18 protein-coding genes are annotated in these 18,145 nt (G+C 58.9%); 17 read left to right on the forward strand and 1 reads right to left on the reverse strand.

Features of this window, described 5'->3' with window-relative positions:
- The first annotated feature begins 144 nt into the window (after window positions 1-144).
- The 13 genes from mobA (at window position 145) to HQL98_08065 (ending at window position 13,699) form a co-directional block, all read left to right on the forward strand.
- Window positions 145-762 (forward strand): molybdenum cofactor guanylyltransferase, encoded by a 618-nt coding sequence (mobA, locus tag HQL98_08005; GenBank protein MBF0271988.1) that lies wholly within the window; start codon window positions 145-147, stop codon window positions 760-762.
- On the forward strand, window positions 759-3,815 hold the full coding sequence (locus HQL98_08010) for a PAS domain S-box protein (GenBank protein MBF0271989.1): 3,057 nt from the start codon (window positions 759-761) through the stop codon (window positions 3,813-3,815). The genes mobA and HQL98_08010 overlap by 4 nt, the downstream gene beginning before the upstream one ends.
- Window positions 3,816-3,935: 120 nt before the next feature.
- On the forward strand, window positions 3,936-4,307 hold the full coding sequence (locus HQL98_08015) for a hypothetical protein (protein MBF0271990.1): 372 nt from the start codon (window positions 3,936-3,938) through the stop codon (window positions 4,305-4,307).
- Between the two features lies 1 nt (window position 4,308).
- Window positions 4,309-4,704, forward strand: coding sequence for a hypothetical protein (locus tag HQL98_08020; protein MBF0271991.1), 396 nt, complete (start codon window positions 4,309-4,311; stop codon window positions 4,702-4,704).
- Window positions 4,701-5,555, forward strand: coding sequence for a deoxyribonuclease IV (gene nfo, locus HQL98_08025; GenBank protein MBF0271992.1), 855 nt, complete (start codon window positions 4,701-4,703; stop codon window positions 5,553-5,555). Before HQL98_08020 ends, nfo begins: the two co-directional genes overlap by 4 nt.
- Window positions 5,556-5,692: 137 nt before the next feature.
- A complete protein-coding gene (gene fabG / locus HQL98_08030; GenBank protein ID MBF0271993.1) occupies window positions 5,693-6,430 on the forward strand; it encodes a 3-oxoacyl-[acyl-carrier-protein] reductase in 738 nt (245 codons plus the stop codon).
- An 82-nt stretch (window positions 6,431-6,512) separates the two neighbouring features.
- A complete protein-coding gene (locus HQL98_08035; GenBank protein MBF0271994.1) occupies window positions 6,513-6,752 on the forward strand; it encodes an acyl carrier protein in 240 nt (79 codons plus the stop codon).
- 69 nt (window positions 6,753-6,821) lie between these two features.
- A complete protein-coding gene (fabF, locus tag HQL98_08040; protein MBF0271995.1) occupies window positions 6,822-8,138 on the forward strand; it encodes a beta-ketoacyl-ACP synthase II in 1,317 nt (438 codons plus the stop codon).
- 50 nt (window positions 8,139-8,188) lie between these two features.
- Window positions 8,189-9,166, forward strand: a complete 978-nt coding sequence (gene mltG / locus HQL98_08045; protein ID MBF0271996.1) for an endolytic transglycosylase MltG — start codon at window positions 8,189-8,191, stop codon at window positions 9,164-9,166.
- Window positions 9,153-9,806 (forward strand): dTMP kinase, encoded by a 654-nt coding sequence (tmk, locus tag HQL98_08050; GenBank protein ID MBF0271997.1) that lies wholly within the window; start codon window positions 9,153-9,155, stop codon window positions 9,804-9,806. Before mltG ends, tmk begins: the two co-directional genes overlap by 14 nt.
- 4 nt (window positions 9,807-9,810) lie before the next feature.
- On the forward strand, window positions 9,811-10,791 hold the full coding sequence (holB, locus tag HQL98_08055; protein ID MBF0271998.1) for a DNA polymerase III subunit delta': 981 nt from the start codon (window positions 9,811-9,813) through the stop codon (window positions 10,789-10,791).
- A complete protein-coding gene (locus tag HQL98_08060; protein ID MBF0271999.1) occupies window positions 10,791-12,296 on the forward strand; it encodes a hypothetical protein in 1,506 nt (501 codons plus the stop codon). Before holB ends, HQL98_08060 begins: the two co-directional genes overlap by 1 nt.
- Complete coding sequence (locus tag HQL98_08065; protein ID MBF0272000.1) at window positions 12,293-13,699, forward strand: YchF/TatD family DNA exonuclease; 1,407 nt, start codon at window positions 12,293-12,295, stop codon at window positions 13,697-13,699. The genes HQL98_08060 and HQL98_08065 overlap by 4 nt, the downstream gene beginning before the upstream one ends.
- A 4-nt stretch (window positions 13,700-13,703) precedes the next feature.
- Here HQL98_08065 and HQL98_08070 read toward each other — a convergent pair whose 3' ends face one another.
- Complete coding sequence (locus tag HQL98_08070) at window positions 13,704-14,342, reverse strand: DUF2062 domain-containing protein (protein ID MBF0272001.1); 639 nt, start codon at window positions 14,340-14,342, stop codon at window positions 13,704-13,706.
- Window positions 14,343-14,416: 74 nt separating this feature from the next.
- Between HQL98_08070 and HQL98_08075 the strand changes: the two genes are divergently transcribed.
- From HQL98_08075 to HQL98_08090, 4 genes are all read left to right on the forward strand, one after another.
- On the forward strand, window positions 14,417-15,184 hold the full coding sequence (locus tag HQL98_08075) for a polysaccharide deacetylase family protein (GenBank protein MBF0272002.1): 768 nt from the start codon (window positions 14,417-14,419) through the stop codon (window positions 15,182-15,184).
- A gap of 740 nt (window positions 15,185-15,924) precedes the next feature.
- Entirely contained in the window at window positions 15,925-16,449 is a 525-nt protein-coding gene (locus HQL98_08080) for a DUF1269 domain-containing protein (GenBank protein ID MBF0272003.1), read from the forward strand.
- 187 nt (window positions 16,450-16,636) lie between these two features.
- Window positions 16,637-16,951, forward strand: coding sequence for a BON domain-containing protein (locus tag HQL98_08085; protein MBF0272004.1), 315 nt, complete (start codon window positions 16,637-16,639; stop codon window positions 16,949-16,951).
- Window positions 16,952-17,121: 170 nt separating this feature from the next.
- Window positions 17,122-17,799 (forward strand): OmpA family protein, encoded by a 678-nt coding sequence (locus tag HQL98_08090; GenBank protein ID MBF0272005.1) that lies wholly within the window; start codon window positions 17,122-17,124, stop codon window positions 17,797-17,799.
- The last annotated feature ends 346 nt before the right edge of the window (window positions 17,800-18,145 follow it).

Raw genomic sequence — 18,145 nt, forward strand, 5'->3', positions numbered from 1 at the left:
TGGGAAATGGCCCGACGCAGGGCCTTCCGGAGTTTCTCCGGCAACGTAGGATTTCATGCTTGTGATAGCAAAAGCGATCACCGATTTCAACAGAGATTTCAGGGTCTGGGGTGCCATTCAGGGGGGACAGGGGGGAACAGGGGCATGGAACAGACGGTCGGCGTGGTGCTGGCCGGGGGGCGCTCGCGCCGGATGGCCGGAACGGAAAAAATTTTTTTGCCCTTCCTCAATGGCCTGCTTCTGACGCGCATTCTGGAGCGTTTCGCCCCCCAGGTGACATCGGTATGGTTGAGTGCCAATGGGGATCCGGATCGTTTCGCGCGTTTTGGTCTGCCGGTGATCGGTGATGTCCGACCCGACCACCCCGGTCCTTTGGCCGGGGTGGAGGCCGCTTTTCTGGCCACCGGGGCCGATTGGATCGTCTCGGTCCCGGTGGATGTGCCCTTTTTGCCGACGGATCTGCTGCAACGGTTGCAGGCGGGAGGATTACAGGAAAATCAATCGGTTGTCGCCGCTTCGGCAGGCCGGATCCATCCGGTGGTCTGCCTGTGGCCCCAAGGGGTGCTGCCCTCCTTGAGTGCCGCCCTGGAGTCCGGCAATCGTCGTTTGATGGATTGGTTGGCTTCTCATGCCCATCGGGTGGTTGATTTTCCGATGCGACCCGGAGTCCCGGATCCGTTTTTCAATGTCAACGATCCGGATTCCCTGTCCTTGGCGGAACAGTGGGCCGCCACCGAGCCGTCGGGATACGAACCGATATGAGCGGCATCAAGAGTGATCTGTTGTTCAAGTCCGTCATCCTGCTGGTGATGATGGTCGCCAGTGGCTTTTTGGGCATCTATTGGCAGCACCAGTCGGGGGGGGATCTCCAGACCTTGCTGGCGGGTCTCGGATTCAGCGCGTTGTGCGGGATCGGAGCGCTGTGGCTGTTCGTCCGTCTGCTGAAACGACTGGAAGGCCGGTTGCACTCCGCCCATCAGCGGGAAAATCTCCTGGGGCGCATGCTGGACGCCTCGGTGCATCCCATTGTGCTGTTTGAAATCGATTCTTTGGCGATCCGTCAGGTCAATCAGGGGGCGGTGCGCTCTTTGGGTTTTTCCCGGGAGGCGCTTTTGGGCATGCGCCTGACGGATCTGCTTCCGGATGCGGAGCGTGAAGGGTTCCGGCAACGGTTTCATCCGGTGCGAAACGGTACCACGGAACAGGTGGGATTCGAGGTGGTGGTGCTGCGCAAGGAGCGGGACTCCTTTCCGGCGGATTGTCATGTGCAGCGTTTCGCTGCGGAGTCTCCCGCCCTCGGCGTGGCCATGGTGCAAGAGATCAGCGAACGCAGGCGCCTGGAAGCGGAACGCTCCCGGTTCGAGCACGATCTGGTAGTGGCCCATACCGAGCTGCTGGATCGGGAAAACCGTTTGCGTCTGAGCGTGGAACACGCCTTCGATGGCATCATCACCATCGACGCCAAGGGTTTGGTGGAAGACATCAATCCGGCTGGGGAGAGCATGTTCGGCTTTTCCCGGGAGGAGTTGGTGGGGCGGGACGTGGCGGAGATGATCATTCCGTCGGAGTTCCGGCAGGCCCATCGGGATGCCTTGCGGCGCCACGCGCAACACCAGGGGGAAATGTATCACATTCGGCGCAAGGTCGCCATGCCGGGTCTGCGGGCGGATGCCACGGTGATCGATCTGGAACTGGGATTGAGCGCGATCAATCTGGGGGGGAAACGGCATTACACAGCGATTCTGCACGATGTCACCGAGCGCAAGCAGTTGCTGAAATCCCTCCGGGAGACCCTGGAGGTGGCCGAATCCGTCCATCGCATGAAAAGCGAATTCCTGGCCAACATGAGCCACGAAATCCGCACCCCCATGAACACCATCATCGGCATGACCGATCTGTTGCTCAACACCCGTTTGAATCCGGAGGAGCAACGGCGGGATCTGGAGATCATCCAGCAATCCTCGGAGTCGTTGCTGGAGTTGATCAACGGCATTCTGGATCTTTCCAAGATCGACGCGGGGATGATCGCTTTGGAGCGGGTGTCGTTCGATCTTTCCGGACAGTTGGAGAGTGCTTGCGAATCCCTGGCGATCAAGGCCCATCGGAAGGATCTGGAGTTGTATTGCTGGATCGACGACGATGTGCCTCCCACCTTGGTGGGGGATCCGTTGCGACTCAGGCAGGTGGTGAGCAACCTGATCAGCAATGCCATCAAGTTTACCGACAGCGGCGAGGTGGTGTTGCGGGTGCAGCGGGACCGGTGTGTGGTGTTGGGATCCGGGCAGGATCCGGGCAAGCCGGAAGAGTTGGTCTTGCGTTTTTCGGTGATCGATACCGGGGAGGGGATTCCGGAGGACAAACAGGCATTCATCTTCGAGCGGTTCACCCAGTTGGATGGCTCTTCGACCCGCAAGCACGGTGGGACCGGTTTGGGCTTGGCGATTTGCAAGCAGTTGGTGGCGTTGATGGATGGCGACATCGGCCTGGAAAGCGACGCCAAACAGGGGAGCGAATTTTATTTCACCGCCTGTTTTGGGGTGACGCAACGTTTTGTGCCGGGGGGGGCGGGTCAGGAGGCGGATGAACGGCGGGCGGTCGAGGGCGCTCGCGAATCGCCTCTGGCCGGCATGCGTGTGCTGGTGGCGGATCATCATGACACGGGTCGGAAGATCGTGGGGGGGATTTTGCGCGCCTTCGGCGCCGAGACCAAGGAGGTCGGGGATCATGACACCTTGAACCGGGCCTTGAGCGCCAGTCGTCTTGGTGGCGCGCGTCCGTTTGATCTGGTGGTGCTGGATCATGGTTTGTTGCAGACCGAGTGTGTCAACCTGCTGGAACTGGATCACTATTGCGCGGGGCATGGCAAGGTGTTGATGTTGGTGCCTTCCAATCTGCCGGCGGATGATCTGACTTTTTTGGACTGGATGCGTGGCACCCAGTCCGTGCGCAAACCGGTTTGGAAATTCCGTTTCATCAAGGCGGTCAAGTTGGCATTGGGTTTGGATGTGACGCCTCCGGACACCACCCCGGCGGTTGCGTTGGAATCGAAGTCGCAGATCTCGTTGGAGCTTTTGTTGGTGGAAGACCAGGAGGCCAGCCGCAAGGTGGCGGAGTTGATTCTGGAGCAGGCCGGGCATACGGTCACCAGTGTGGTCACGGGGCAGGATGCCTTGCAGCGGCTGCGAAAGGGGGGACTGGATCTGGTATTGATGGATCTGCAACTGCCGGAGATGGATGGTATCGAAACGGCGCGTCGGATTCGTGCCGCCGGACCCGATGCGGGATTTGATCCCCGCATTCCGATTCTGGCGGTCACGGCCCAGGCTTTGGGTGATGAGGAGCAGAAGTGTCACGAAGCCGGCATGGACGGTTATCTGAAAAAGCCGTACCGTGCCTGTGAACTGTTGGCGGCGATCACCAAGGTGATCAAACGGTGTCAGATTTTCAAGAGTCGGCCCAAGCCCCGCAGTCTCAACACGGTCTTGAAAGGGGTGGAGCTGGATGCGGAGACCTTCGAGCGCAAGGGGGCGCAATTTCTGGAACAGACCCCCCGATACCTGGAAGAGTTGTCCCGCACCGTGGCGGCCAGAAACAGCGCCGGAATCGACAAGCCGTTGCAGGGATTGGGGGATGTGGCCCGGGAGATCGGCGCCTGGAAGGTATCGATCCAGGGCATGCGTTTGCGGGGCGGGGTGGAGCAGAACAAGTGGGATGCGGCCGGAGAGTCGCTGGAGAAGCTCGGAGCCGTGTGTCAGGAGGCGATGGAGGCGGTACGGGAGAAATGTGACAAGGGGATGGAGTCGGCCCAGGGGTGAGGCGCGTGGCATGTGCCCTCGCATCACTGGCTTTTTGGTGTGCAATGTGTCAAATTGCGCGGACTGGTTTTCTGGGGGGTGGATGGCGGCGGCGCCTTTCGACGGGCATGGGGAAAGCATATGGAGCAAGAAGAGCTGGATGAAAACCAGGTGCTGGATGATCCGGAAGAGTGGGCCGGAGAGAGTCGGCTTTCGACGGATCGTCTGACCATCCTGGAAGAGGAAGTGCGTTTGCTCAAGGCGGCGTTGTACACATTGCCGGCAGCGCTCGAAAAGGAGAAAATGGAGATCCGCAAGAGCCTGGAGGAGTTCAAGTCCACGCAGAAGCGGTTGTCCGATCTGGCCGCCACCACGGTGCAGTCCAATCAGAAGGTGGAGTCATTGGGCCGGCAGGTGGAGGGGGTCAAGAAGGATACGAGTTCCTGGTTGGTGATCAGCATCGTCTGTTTTGCCATATTTTTTATCATTTCTCTTTTTGTCAGGGCAGGTTGAGATGGGTAAGGCATCGGCGCGGGATGGAAAGAAGAACGAACACCAGTTGGAAGAAGAGATCGGTGTGGAGATCAAGAAGTTGCTGCGCACCGACATGAGCGGAGCGGTGGCCACCATGGAACGGGAATTCTCCGAAGAAGAGCAGCAAATGCTCTCCGAATCCTATCTGGGATCGGCGGTGGAGTTGATGATTCCGACGGTGGGGCAGGAGCGGCGCTTGATGGCCCGGTTGCAACAGGCGGACAAGGCGTCTTCGGTCGCACCGGTGAAAAAATCGAAAGGGAGCGGGAAACCCGCTGCCAGGAAAGCGGCCAAGCCGTCCGCCAAGTCAGCCGCGCAATCGGCTGCCAAAAAGGCCGGCAAGTCCGCCTCCAAAAAACGGGGCAAGAAGCGGTGAAACGGGTCGGCGCCCATGTGAGCATTGCCGGCGGAGTGGCCAACGCGCCGGTGAATGCCAAAGCCATCGGTGCCCGGGCTTTCGCCATGTTCACCAAGAATCAGCGTCAGTGGCGTTCCAAGCCGTTGACGGGTCGGGAGATCGACGACTTCCGCGCCGCCATGGAGCGGGAAGGGTATGAGGCCGACCATGTGTTGCCCCACGATGGGTATCTGATCAATCTGGGTCATCCAGAGTCCGAGGCCCGGCAGCAGTCGCTGGAGGCCTTCATCGACGAGATGGAACGGTGTCGCCTGCTGGGGCTGAACCGTTTGAACTTCCATCCGGGGAGCCATCTGCGTCAGATCACCCCCGAAGCCTGTCTGGACCGGATCGCCGAATCCCTCAATCGCGCCCTGGATGCGGTGGCCGGGGTCACGGCGGTGATCGAGAACACCGCCGGTCAAGGCTCCAACATGGGGCATACCTTCGAGCAGATCGCCTATCTCATCGCCCGCGTCGAGGACAAATCCCGCATCGGGGTGTGTCTGGATACCTGCCACGCCTTTGTGTCCGGATATGAACTGCGCAACCGCGAGGATTACCTGAAGACCCTGGAGACCTTCGGCGCGGTGGTGGGATTCCCTTACTTGAAAGGCATGCACCTCAACGACTCCAAGCCGGATCTGGGGGCGCGGGTGGATCGCCATCACAGCATCGGACAGGGGCATCTGGGGGTGGAGCCGTTTCGTTGGATCATGAACGATCCCCGCCTGGAGGATATTCCTTTGGTGCTGGAAACCATCGACGAAACCTTGTGGCCCGAGGAGATCCGTCTGTTGTATTCGATGGTGGAATCGGCAGGGTCATGACCGTCGTTGGGGGTTGCGCGACTGGAAAATGTCCGTTTCCCGGTTTTTTTGGAAATGGAAAGCGTTGCCCAACCGGTGTGACTTCTGGTAATTTGTCCGGATGAGTCCACCACCTTCGTGCAATACGGGAACCCATCATGCAGGATCGCGTCGCCATTGTCACTGGATCGAGCAGCGGAATCGGTCGGATCATCGCCTTGCAACTCGCCCGTCAGGGAGCCAAGGTCGTTTTGATCAGCAACGAATCGATTCGTATCCTTGAAGCCTTGGAAGAGGTGCGGGCCATCTCTCCGGATTCCGAAGCCTTCGAGGCCGATGTCACCTCCTTGCCGTGTCTGGAGGAGTCGATCAAGCTCACCTTGGAGAAATTCGGTCGCATCGACATCCTGGTCAACAACGCCGGCATCACCCGGGACGCCCTGCTGGTGCGCATGGCGCCCAAGGACTGGGATCGGGTGATCGAGGTGAATCTCACCAGCGTGTTTCATTTGACCCGCATGGTGGTCAAACCCATGATGAAGGCCCGTTACGGACGCATTGTCAACGTCGCCTCCGTGGTGGGCACCACCGGCAATCCGGGTCAGGCCAACTATGTGGCCTCCAAGGCCGGTCTGGTGGGATTTTCCAAGAGCGTCGCCCTGGAAACCGCCTCCCGCAACATTACCGTCAATTGTGTCGCCCCCGGTTTTATCCGTACCGCGATGACCGATGCGTTGAATCCCAAGGCCAAAGAGGCTATCCTCTCGCGGATTCCCTTGGGCAGCATGGGCGAGGCCGAGGATGTGGCCAATGCCGTGGCCTTCCTGGCCTCCGAACGTTCCGGCTACATCACCGGTGAGACCATTCACGTCAATGGTGGTCTGCACATGGCTTGATGGCCGCCTGATCACCCCCCCAAGTCGGGATCAACCCAATCAACAACCATTTTTCTGGCATCCAAGAAAAGGAAATCCACTGATGAGCAACATTGCCGAACGGGTCAAGAAGATCGTCGTCGAACAGCTTGGCGTCGAAGCCAGCCAAGTGACGGAAGAGGCCAACTTTGTCGAAGATCTGGGGGCCGACTCCCTCGATACCGTCGAGCTGGTGATGGCGCTGGAAGAAGAGTTCGGTTGCGAAATCCCCGATGACGCCGCGGAAAAAATCGGCACGGTCAAACAGGCCATCGACTTCATCAAGAAAAGCTTGGATCAATAAAGCGCATTCATTCCCCCTCAACACGGTTTGGTGGTGGACCGGACATACGTTGGTCTTTGAAGCATCCTGATGCCTCGCGCCGGATGCTCGCCGGATGTCCGTTCCCACCCAACCGCCTATTGCCCAGGGAGAAAACCAGCAGTGGAAGTTCGTCGCGTGGTCATGACCGGTATCGGGTTGGTGACACCTCTCGGAATGGGCATCCAGCCCGTCTGGGAAGGCCTGACCGGGGGGCGTTCCGGGATTGGCCCCATTACCCGATTCAATCCCGAGGAGTACGCCTGTCGCATCGCCGGTGAATGCCGGAATTTCCAGCCGGAAGATTGGGTGGATAAAAAAGATGTCAAGAAAATGGACCTCTTCATGCATTTTGGCGTGGCGGCGGCCCAGTTGGCCTGGGAAAATTCCGGGCTGGCCATCACCGAAGAGAATGCCAGTCGCGTCGGCGTGATCATCGGTTCCGGCATCGGCGGTTTGACCGCCATTCAGAATCAGGCCTTTGTGCTCCAGGAGCGGGGACCGAGGCGCATTTCGCCCTTTTTCATCCCCATGTCGTTGATCAATCTGATTTCGGGTCACGTCGCCATCCGTTATGGCATGAAAGGCCCCAACCATTCGGTGGTCACCGCCTGCGCCACCGGCGCCCACGCCATCGGTGATGCCATGCGCATCATTCAGCGGGGAGAGGCGGATGTGATGCTCGCCGGAGGGGCCGAGGCGGCCATCTGTGAGTTGGCGGTGGGCGGATTCGCCGCGGCCAAGGCTTTGACCAGCCGCAACGACGATCCCACCGGCGCATCCCGCCCCTGGGACCGGGGACGGGATGGTTTCGTCATGGCGGAAGGAGCCGGGGTGGTGGTGCTGGAATCTTTGGAATCGGCCCAGAAACGGGGTGCCACCATCTATGCGGAAATGGTCGGTTACGGCATGTCCGGGGATGCCTATCACATCACCGCCCCCCAACCCGACGGGGAAGGGGCCGCCCGCTGCATGAACGCCGCCTTGCGGGATGCCCGTCTCAATCCGGAACAGATCGGCTACATCAACGCCCATGGCACCTCCACCCCCATCGGCGACCACATGGAAACCCAGGCCATCAAACTGGCCTTCGGGGAGGCCCATGCCCGAAAATTGATGATCTCTTCGACCAAATCCATGACCGGTCACCTGCTGGGTGCCGCGGGCGGGGTCGAGGCCATCTTCACCGCCTTGGCCTTGCGGAGTGGCGTGTTGCCCCCCACCATCAATCTCACCGATCCCGATCCCGCCTGTGATCTGGACTACATCCCCAATACGGCGAGAGAGCAGGTGGTGGATTACGCGCTTTCCAACTCCTTTGGCTTTGGCGGAACCAATGCCACCCTGGTCATGAAGCGGTTTCATTGAATCGTTGGGTTTACAAGCTGATTGCGGCACTTCTGGCGGGGATGCTCCTCTTGATCGGAGGAGCGTCCCTGGTCTACCTGCGTTTTCTCGATTCCTCCCCGGATGCCCCCCGTCGTGTCATGATCGAAAAAGGCTGGGGCGCCCAGCGGATCGCCCGGCATCTGGAGTCCCAGGGGGTGATCTCGTCGGCTTTCTGGTTTGCGTGGCTGGTCCGGCTGGAAGACTCCGAACCGGTGCGCATGCATGCCGGAGAGTATCAGTTCCAGGCCGGGGAGACCCCTGTCGCCGTTCTGACACGGCTGAAAAATGGCGATGTGGTGCGGCACCTCTTTACCTTTCCCGAAGGACTCAACCTGCGCGAAATTGCCACGCGTTTGCGCAAGCAGGGATGGGATGAGGCGGAACAACGCCTGAGCGATCCAGCCTTGCCGGGGAAACTCGGAGTGGCGGCGCCGTCGTTGGAAGGGTGGTTGTTTCCGGAGACCTATCAGTTCGTGCGGGGAGATTCCATCGAGGAGTTGCTGGCCCGCATGACCCGCATGACCCGCAAGATCCTGGAACGGGAGTGGGATCAGCGGGCCCCGGAGGTTACGCTTTCCCCCCCGGAGGCTTTGGTTCTGGCCTCCATCATCGAAAAAGAGACCGGACAGTCCCAGGAACGCACCCGCATTGCGGCGGTGTTCCACAATCGGATGCGGCGCCATATGCGTCTGGAAAGCGATCCCACGGTGATTTATGGCATCCCGAACTTCAATGGGGATCTGACCCATCGGGATCTGGTGACTCCGACCCCGTTCAACACCTATGTGATTCCTGGCCTGCCCCCCACTCCCATTTGCAATCCTGGCGCGGCTTCCATCCATGCGGCACTCCATCCGGATCAGACCGAAGAGCTGTATTTCGTGGCCAGCGGGGACGGGTATCATCAATTTTCCAAGACCTATCCGGAACATCGGGCCAAGGTGAACCGCTATCAGAAAGGTCAGCGGGATGGGGCGGGAGCGCGGGAGAAAGATGGACGGCCTTGAGGCTGCGATCCGGGGGCAGTCGGCCCGTTTGATTACCGTCGAAGGGGGGGAGGGTGCCGGCAAGTCCACCCAGACCCGTTTGCTGGCCACCCGTTTGCGGGAGGCGGGGGTGTCGGTGGTGGAGACCCGGGAACCGGGAGGCTGTCTTATGGCCGAACGGATCCGGGCCTTGCTGGTGACCGGGCGACCCGAGGATTTGGATCCCAGGGCGGAGTGGCTGTTGTTGATGGCGGCCCGGGTCGAGCATCTGCGGGTGGTGATCCGTCCCGCGTTGGCTCGGGGGGAGTGGGTGGTATGCGATCGGTTTTCCGACAGCACGTTGGCTTATCAGGGATATGGACGGGGCTTGCCCATGGGGGATCTGGTGGCGATGAACCGGATGGTGTTGGGGGATCTGGTGCCCCACCGGGTGATGGTGTTGGATCTCGATCCGGTGGCGGGACTGGCGCGGGCCGGTGGGGATCCGGGGCGGGGGCGGTTGTTGGAAAATCGTTTCGAGCGGGAACAGGTCACCTTTCATCAGCGGGTACGGGGGGGATTTCTGGCGCTGGCCCAGGCAGATCCCACCCGGTTCCGGGTGATCGACGCGGCCATGGATCCGGCGCGGGTGGCGGCGGCGGTCTGGGAGGCGCTGGGGTAAGGCGATGGCCACATCGGTATTTGCCTCCATCTTGGGACATGACGACATCGTGGCCCGGTTGCAACAGGCCTTGGCCCAGGGGCGTCCGGGACATGCATGGCTGTTTCACGGACCCGAGGGGGTGGGCAAGCGCACCACGGCTTTGGCGTGGATTCAAAGTTTGTTTTGTCTGCGGCCTGTCACGGGGACCGCGGGCGTGGCGGGATGCGGAGAGTGTGTCTCTTGTCGCAAGTGCGCCGAGGGCAACCATCCGGATTTGCAACGGCTGGAATTGCTGGAGAAAAAATCCCGCATTTCCGTGGATCAGGTGCGGGAGTTGACCCGTTTCATCGCCTTTACGCCGATGGAATCGGCCTGGAAGGCGGCCATTGTGGATGACGCCTCCTTGATGAACGACGCGGCGGCCAATGCCCTGCTCAAAACCCTGGAAGAGCCGCCTTCCGGCTCGTTGTTGATTCTGATCACCAACCGTCCCGGTGCCTTGTTGCCGACGATTCGTTCCCGCTGTCAACAGGAGCGGTTTCAGCCCCTGGGGGCGGAGGTGATCACGGGACTCATGGCCCGTCTGGCCCCGGAGGTCTCCGTCGCCGAGCGCAGCGCGGGGGCGCGCATGGCGGGTGGCAGCATCGGGGCGGCCATCCGGTTGTGCGAACGGGGTGCGTTGGAGAAGCGCAGCCGCTTTTTTCGGGAACTCGACACCCTGTCGGAACGCTCTTTGGCCGATGTGGTGGAGTCGGCCCGGGAGTGGGGCGAGGCGGAACGGTTTTCCCTGGTGCCGGAACTACTGGAAACATGGTTCGGAGAACGGATTCGTGTTAGCGTTCAGGACGGTCAGAGTCAGGGAGTGGAGACGGAACAGTGGCTGGAAATGGCGACCCAGTTGACCCGTCTGGCGCGGGAGGCACGGATTTTCAATCTGAATGCCCGACTGACCCTGGAGGCGATCTTCATTCGACTGGCACGCATGCGAGGAGTGGCGTATTGATGAGTTCTTCCCCCGAGAATCCAGGCGAAATCCCGAACGCGCCTCCGACCCTTCCGGCCGGCAAGGTACTGCTTGGGGTGAAGCTTCCTGATTCCTGCATGGTCTACCGGGTGGTGGCGGATCTCCAGTCGGTGGCGGTGGGGGATCAGTTGCTGGTCCAGCGCGCCGACGGAGAGGTGATCGCCACGGTTCGGCATGTGTTCGAGTTGCCCTCCGAACCCCATCCGGGTCCGATCCGCAAGGTGATCCGCAAGCTCAATGACAAGGATTTGCGCTTTCAGGTGTGGCGTGCGGAGCAGGAACAAAAAGCCCATCGCCTCTGTCGGGAACACATCCGGCAGATGAAACTTCCCATGAAGCTCTCCAAGGTGGAATATCCTTTGGGGGGCGGCAAGGCGATCATCCATTTCACCTCCGAGGCCCGGATCGATTTTCGCGATCTGGTGCGGGTGTTGTCCACCGAAATGCGGGTGCGGGTTGAAATGCGCCATGTGGGGGTGCGGGACGAAAGCAAATTGCTGTGCGGCCTGGGCCCTTGTGGCAAGACTCTGTGCTGTTCCCAGTTTTTGACCCGGTTTCATCCGGTTTCGGTGCGCATGGCCAAGAATCAGGATCTTTCCCTCACCCCCGAGGGGATCTCCGGGGTGTGTGGCCGTTTGATGTGTTGTCTGGCTTACGAAAATGATGCCTATCTGGCTTTGCGCAAGAACATGCCCAAGGTCAAGGCCAAGGTGACCCTCGTGGATGGCCGGGAAGGGGTGGTCCGGGGGTTGTATCCGTTGTTGAATCGGGTGGAAATTCAGTTCGCCGACGGTGTGACCGATCAATTCGACCTCGACAAGCTGGCTGGGGATTTTGCCACGCCGGCTGTGGATGGCACTTCCGAAGAGGCGGTGGTCAAGAGCGAGGTGGAAGCCAGACCCGTTGCTCCTGCGGGTGGGTCTGCCGGTCGCAACCTGGGTGGCAACAAACCCGCTCCCCGGGAGCGGAGTCAGCAACGCGCCCCGCAACCGGCGCGGGGGCCGCGGGATGGTGGCGGTGGGGGAAAGGGTCCGTCTCAGTCGTCCAATGCCCGTCTTGTGGTCGAAAAGGAGAAGTTGCCACCGGTGGAGCCGCCCCCGCTCCCGCCCCCGTCCCCGCCCCCCCATGCGCCCATGCTGGAAGAGGGCGGGGAGTTGTTCGTGGAGAACGGCGAAGGAGGAGCCGAAGGGGCGCAGAAGCGGCGTTCTTCCCGTCGTCGTCGTCGGGGCAACCGTTCGGGAGTCCCGGGAGAGAGTGCCACCGGGGCCGGGATCGCCACCGATCTCCAGTCAGCCGTTGTCGGGGCTGTCGAGCCTCGGGGGGAGGAGTCCCTGTCGGCGGAAGGGGGGGAGGATGGTTCTCGCTCTTCCCGTGCGCCGGGTAGCGGGCGTCGCCGCCGCCGCCGCGGGCCACGTCGTTCCGGGGAGGGTGGAGGGGGCGGTGAGTCCGCCGGTTCCCCATCCGGTGAAGGAGGTGAGTCATGATTCGTCTGGCGGACAGTCACGCCCATTTGAATTTTCCCGATTTTCAGGACGATCTGCCCGCCGTGTTGCGTCGGGCCGAAGAGGCCGGAGTGGCCTACATCAATTCGATCGCCACCCGTCTGAGCGAAGTGGAGCCGTTGCTGGCGCTCCTTCAGGATTATCCCCATGTCTACACCTCGGTGGGCATCCATCCCCATCACGCCGCCGAGGCTCCGGATGCCTCCGTGGAGGCGATCATGGCCCACTGTCATCATCCCAAGGTGGTGGCGGTGGGGGAGACGGGCCTGGATTTCCATTATGAATTCAGTCCCCGCGAGCAACAGGAGGCGGTATTCCGCAACCATATACGCGCCGCCCGGGAGATGGGACTGCCCCTGGTGGTGCATACCCGCGAGGCCGAAGAGCAGACCCGTCGGATCATGGACGAAGAGTCGGCTTCCGCTTGTGGCGGGGTGATCCATTGTTTCACCGGATCGGCGGCCATGGCCAACTGGGCCTTGGAGCAGGGGTTTTATCTATCGTTTTCGGGCATCTTGACCTTCCGGGCCGCCCGGGAGTTGCAAGAGATCGCCAAGACCTTGCCCCTGGAACGCCTCCTGATCGAAACCGACGCCCCCTATCTGGCCCCGATCCCCTATCGGGGCAAACGCAACGAATCCGCCTGGGTGGTGCGGGTGGCCGAGACTCTGGCCACTTTGCAGGATCGTCCCCTGGAGGAGGTGGCCCGCATCACCACGGAGAACTATTGCCGTCTGTTCCGGGTGGGGGCGGTGGCTCCGGTCCGGTCCGCAGAACCGGTGAAAGAGTTGTTGGCCTATCCCATCGGTCACGCCCTTTATCTCAACCTCACCAAGGCTTGCACCCTGCATTGCGAGTTTTGTCCCAAATGGCATGCGGCGCCGGTGGTGCATCAATACGACCTCTCCTTGCGCCGTCATCCCAGCGCCGCCCAGGTATTGCAGGCCATGGGGGATTTTTCCGCCTATCGGGAGATTGTTTTTTGTGGCTTTGGCGAGCCGACCCTGCGGCTGGAAACCTTGCTGGAAGTGGCCGCTGCCATCAAACAGCGGGGGGATTTCCGGGTACGGATCAATACCGATGGATTGGCCAACCGGGTCTTTGGACAGGATGTGACCCCACGTTTCCGGGGGTTGATCGACGCCTTGTCGGTGTCGCTGAACGCCCAGGACGCAGCCACCTATGAGCGCATCTGTCAACCCGCCTTGAGCGGCTCTTATGAGGCGGTGCAGTCCTTCATCCGCGCCGCCAAAGCGCATGTGCCGGAAGTGACGGCCACCGCCATCCAGGGGGTGGAAGGGGTGGATATCGAGGCGTGCCGACGGATCGCGGAAGTGGAACTGGGGGTGCGATTCCGGGTGCGTTATCTGGATCGTCTGGGCTGAATGCCTAAAGCGGGTGACTGGCGGCCAGCCTCTTTTGACGATGTTTTTGGATCAGGCGCAGGGTCCAGAAGTAGCTGATCCAGGCGGTACCGATTCCCCAGGGCAGGGAGCCTACAAACAGGGGCAGACCGAACAGATCCCACAATTGCGTCAGTTCCAGCCACAAGGAGTCCCACCAGTTGGCGGTGGTCTGCATGCCGTTGAGGGCATTGCTGAACAGATCGAAGCCGTTGGTTTCGTTCCAACGACCCAGCATCAGCCGTCCGGTGACGATGAATGTGTAATACATCGGGGGGACGGTCGGTACGCTGGTCAGCAGGGTCCAGGCGCAGGCCACCCCGAGATGAAAATCCCAGCGGGGAAACAGAAAACGGGTCACGCTCCACATGGCCACCGCCAGAGGAATCTGCGCCCCCACGGAGGGCGTGAAATTCAGGAAAAATCCCACCGCCGAGGCCCGGGCAAAGTAGGCCGGATCCTGCGTGCCCCGCAAGATCGGAGTGATCAGGTTGCGGCGGGCGTTGACCCGGAGGATGGTCAGCCATCGACGCCATCCGGTGGGTCGGTTGGGTCGGGGCGTGGGGCAGGGAGCCGCCATCGGTGGCGCAGAAGGTTGAACGGGGGTCACCGGGCTGGGGTCCATGTTGGGGTTCGCGATTGGCGATGGGCTTGGGTGGTCGGTCATGGGTTGGGTTCACTTCAAGAAAGCGATCGGCAATGATGTGGTGTATACGGTCTTTGGGGCTGATCGGGTTGGTGTGGCTGATCGGGTTGGGAGCGTCATGGTCTGTATTGGCCCAGGATGCGGAGGTTGAACGGAAAACCGTTTATCTGACTTTTGACGACGGACCCAGAGAAGGCAGTCGGGAGATCCTGGAACGGTTGACCCGTGAGGAGACTCCGGCCACCTTTTTCATCGTGGGCGGACACATCATCAACGCAGAACGTCGGGAGACCTTTGAACGTCTGCGGACCTCTCCCCTGGTGCAACTCGCCAACCACTCTTTTTCCCATGCCCGTGAGCAGTATCAGGCCTTTTATGCCAATCCGGAAGGGATGTTGGTAGATTTTTCCAAGAATAACGAGATCCTCGGTTTCACGCAACCACCCTATCCCACCCGTCTGCCCGGGCGCATCGACTGGCGTTTCGATGATCGTTATATCGATGCCTACTCCCTGCCCCGCCAGAGTACCCATAAGATTCCCAGGGGGGTGACCCGTTTGTTTGACAAGGGATTCGTCATCTATGGTTGGGATGTGGAGTGGGGCAGACCCGGCAAACAGGCGTCCCTTGAATCCGTGGAGGCGATCTTGACCCGGATCCGCAAGCGTTTGACCTCGGAACAGACGGTCAAGCCGGGACGTCTGGTGCTGCTGATGCACGATTTTCACTTCAACACCCCCCAGGCCCTCGATTCACTCCAGGCTGTGATCCAGGGACTCAAGGGGGATGGGGTGGCGTTTGGTTGGATGCGGGATTATTGAAACCGTATCTGCAACCGACTGGCTGAAAAATTCCTCTCCACTTCCATATCATGGCGAACCGGATGGCCCGTTGGGCCACGGTCTTCTCCCCGCGTATGGCAAGCCAAGTTGGTATCCCCGTAGCGCATCACCCCATCCGGTGTCTCCTCCCCGCGTATGGCAAGCCAAGGCTACCTTGGCTTTGAACTCACCCGAGTGCTGCTTGATAATATTACTTATTGTGACATCCTTCCGATTGAGAATGCCCAGAGCTTGTCATATTGTCCAAATTTTGGGGTCCATGATACGTGTTGAGGAGGCCTTGATTGATGCAGATCGACCGGTAGAAACCTGCTTGACCAGATTTGAAACATATTGCTTCATACTGCCATATGTTTCAAACCCAGGGATGTGGAAAGTGTTCTGTGTGGTCTGGGAAAGGTGTCTTTCTGTCTGAATTGTTGGGTTGTGCCACGATCACGCAGAAGAATTGATGTCTTGTACTGGTGTTCTTTTCTCGTGCCGAGTCTTTAATCCGAATATATATCAATCAGATCATTAAATTATTGTGAATGGTTGACTGGCATGATCAATCAATTGATTTTGTTATGGCATTAAATCTGCATTAATTCTCAGTAACATTAAGTGGATTACAGTGTGGTTGCATTGGATCCTGGTGCAACGAACTCTGAATCAACGGTGTCCATTTTGGCAACGGTGCTTGCTGCACCGATTGCATCAACCTGACCAAGGATCACACCATGAATATGCCCATACCCAAATTCGCTGTTGCCATTTATGACGAACACAACCAAGCAGAAGCCGCCGTGAAGGAGTTGCAACACGCCGGATTCGACATGAAGAAAATTTCGATCATCGGTCGGGAATACCAGATGGAGGAACACGTGATTGGTTTCCTGAATGCCGGTGATCGCGCAATGATCTTCGGCAAGTTGGGCGCATTGTGGGGCGGATTGATGGGGATTTTGTTCGGATCTTCGATGTTGTTTGTCCCGGTGTTGGGCCATTTGGTCATTCTTGGTCCGATTGCGGCCACCATCTTTGGCGGTCTGGAGGGCGCGGCAGTGGTCGGTGGCGTCAGTGCCTTTGTCAGTGTGATGTTTTCATTGGGGATTCCTAAGGACTCGGTGCTGCGCTATGAAACCGCGTTGAAGGCAGATAAATTTATGCTCGTCGTGCATGGCGGCGAGCAGGATATCTTCCGTGCGCGGGAACTGCTGGAGACTTCGGGTATGTCCGCGTTTGACCATCACAGCACAACCTGATCTTTTGAAGAGTAATCTTGAGTCGCAATCCAAGACTTCGGAAGGATATCATGTTCTGCTTCCCTTCGTGCCTTTATTCGGCTTCCGAGACAAACAACTTTAATTCTCTTTGGATTGAACGTTTTGGTAGAAACGATCGCCTGAGAGTATGAAATACACGTTTTGTTTACGTCAGGAGATCTTTGTCATGAAGAAGATAGGTAAATTTGCAACAGCGTTTTTCTGTGCCGTTTCGATGCTGTACATGGTCGGCTGTGCTTCCACAGTGACACAAGAAGGAACCGGAGAATATTTTGATGATAGCGTCATCACGGCCAAAGTGAAGGCTGCCATACTCGATCATCCTATGCTGAAAGTCGCTGAAATCAACGTCGAAACTTTCAAGGGAGTAGTTCAACTGAGTGGCTTCGTGAGTTCACAGGCCGAAGCGAGAAAAGCGATTACTGTGGCACGTGGCGTAGGCGGTGTGTCATCCGTCAAGAACGATATGCGTATCAAATAAGAGGTTCTTCGCTGTTTCACGTCGGCAGGGTGCGGTTCAACTTGCCCCCCGATGAGGCGGGCCATCTTGTCTGCCCTGTCTGGTGAGAGGGGCCAGAACCGCAAGAAAACCGGCCTGCTCGATACCAAGAAAATCATCCATCATTCACTTTTGAATCGCGAGGAATTATCATGAAAAATCCAAGATATGCAAGCAGCATCACGCTGGTCGTGGGCTTGCTTTTCGTTTTGAGCCTCTCGGCATGCGTGACGACTACACAACAACAACAGCAGCAGCAAGAAGAAGGATGGATGGCCGATAATGGTTACATCCAATGGCATCCTCAAGTCGGCAAACAGGTTCTCTCCACCATGGGAACCCAGTGCTACTTTTGTCAGAAAGCCAAAGACGCCCCTGTTGTCAGCGACAACGTGCCAGTCCAGCCGCCCAGTGCCCCAGATCCCGTCATCAAAGAAAACCATAAATGTCCAAACCCCCCGTATGGTGCTCAAGTCGATGCCGACGGATGCTGGATTCTGAAGAATCTTCATTTCAAATTCGACAAATCGGACATTGATCCCAAGGCCTACCCGGTTCTGGACGAAGTGGTCACGGTGTTGAGCAACACAAGAAACGCCAATGTGTTGATAGAAATTCATGGCCATACGGATAGTACCGGCACTGTTGTCTACAATGATGACTTGGCCAGGAGACGCGCCACTGCCGTACTGAACTACCTGCTCAAACATGGCGTTGACACACAACGACTGACTGCGGTCGGCTTCGGACTTCACAACCCCATCGCCCCCAACGACACCAAAGAGGGTCGGGCGCTTAACCGGCGGGTGGAGTTGAAACCAGAAATGTGATTTTTTGTAAAGGGTCACCGGGAGGGGGATCAGGGCAAGCGCATTTGGAATTTGCTTGACATCCAGGCAAAGGCTTGTCAGGGAGACCAGGGGATTCACTCTATTACTTTCGATCATTGATGAGCGATAGAGTGGATTCCATGGGAGAATTTACGATGTGTTTTCAAAGAGTGGGACGAACCGCGCACCGGTAATGCCGGACAACATGACCTGCTGGAACTCCTTGTGATCGCCTGAAACCACCGCGCACGGCAGAGGGCTTCTGGAGGGAGGTTAAAATATTCCCTTGACTGAATATGTGGTGTTGGGTATATTCGTTTCAAAAGATATTGGAACGAACGATCCA

Source organism: Magnetococcales bacterium (assembly GCA_015231755.1).
Classification (GTDB): Bacteria; Pseudomonadota; Magnetococcia; order Magnetococcales; family Magnetaquicoccaceae; genus Magnetaquiglobus.

Excerpts from the sequence above, each read along its gene's own strand:
- HQL98_08020 (MBF0271991.1), top strand. The coding sequence starts at position 4,309 with ATGGGTAAGGCATCGGCGCGGGATGGAAAGAAGAACGAACACCAGTTG.
- HQL98_08070 (MBF0272001.1), bottom strand. The coding sequence starts at position 14,342 with ATGGACCCCAGCCCGGTGACCCCCGTTCAACCTTCTGCGCCACCGATG.
- HQL98_08035 (MBF0271994.1), top strand. The coding sequence starts at position 6,513 with ATGAGCAACATTGCCGAACGGGTCAAGAAGATCGTCGTCGAACAGCTT.
- HQL98_08065 (MBF0272000.1), top strand. The coding sequence starts at position 12,293 with ATGATTCGTCTGGCGGACAGTCACGCCCATTTGAATTTTCCCGATTTT.
- fabG (MBF0271993.1), top strand. The coding sequence starts at position 5,693 with ATGCAGGATCGCGTCGCCATTGTCACTGGATCGAGCAGCGGAATCGGT.
- HQL98_08090 (MBF0272005.1), top strand. The coding sequence starts at position 17,122 with ATGAAAAATCCAAGATATGCAAGCAGCATCACGCTGGTCGTGGGCTTG.
- HQL98_08010 (MBF0271989.1), top strand. The coding sequence starts at position 759 with ATGAGCGGCATCAAGAGTGATCTGTTGTTCAAGTCCGTCATCCTGCTG.
- holB (MBF0271998.1), top strand. The coding sequence starts at position 9,811 with ATGGCCACATCGGTATTTGCCTCCATCTTGGGACATGACGACATCGTG.
- HQL98_08075 (MBF0272002.1), top strand. The coding sequence starts at position 14,417 with ATGATGTGGTGTATACGGTCTTTGGGGCTGATCGGGTTGGTGTGGCTG.
- HQL98_08080 (MBF0272003.1), top strand. The coding sequence starts at position 15,925 with ATGAATATGCCCATACCCAAATTCGCTGTTGCCATTTATGACGAACAC.
- HQL98_08015 (MBF0271990.1), top strand. The coding sequence starts at position 3,936 with ATGGAGCAAGAAGAGCTGGATGAAAACCAGGTGCTGGATGATCCGGAA.
- HQL98_08060 (MBF0271999.1), top strand. The coding sequence starts at position 10,791 with ATGAGTTCTTCCCCCGAGAATCCAGGCGAAATCCCGAACGCGCCTCCG.
- mobA (MBF0271988.1), top strand. The coding sequence starts at position 145 with ATGGAACAGACGGTCGGCGTGGTGCTGGCCGGGGGGCGCTCGCGCCGG.
- tmk (MBF0271997.1), top strand. The coding sequence starts at position 9,153 with ATGGACGGCCTTGAGGCTGCGATCCGGGGGCAGTCGGCCCGTTTGATT.
- fabF (MBF0271995.1), top strand. The coding sequence starts at position 6,822 with ATGCCTCGCGCCGGATGCTCGCCGGATGTCCGTTCCCACCCAACCGCC.
- HQL98_08085 (MBF0272004.1), top strand. The coding sequence starts at position 16,637 with ATGAAGAAGATAGGTAAATTTGCAACAGCGTTTTTCTGTGCCGTTTCG.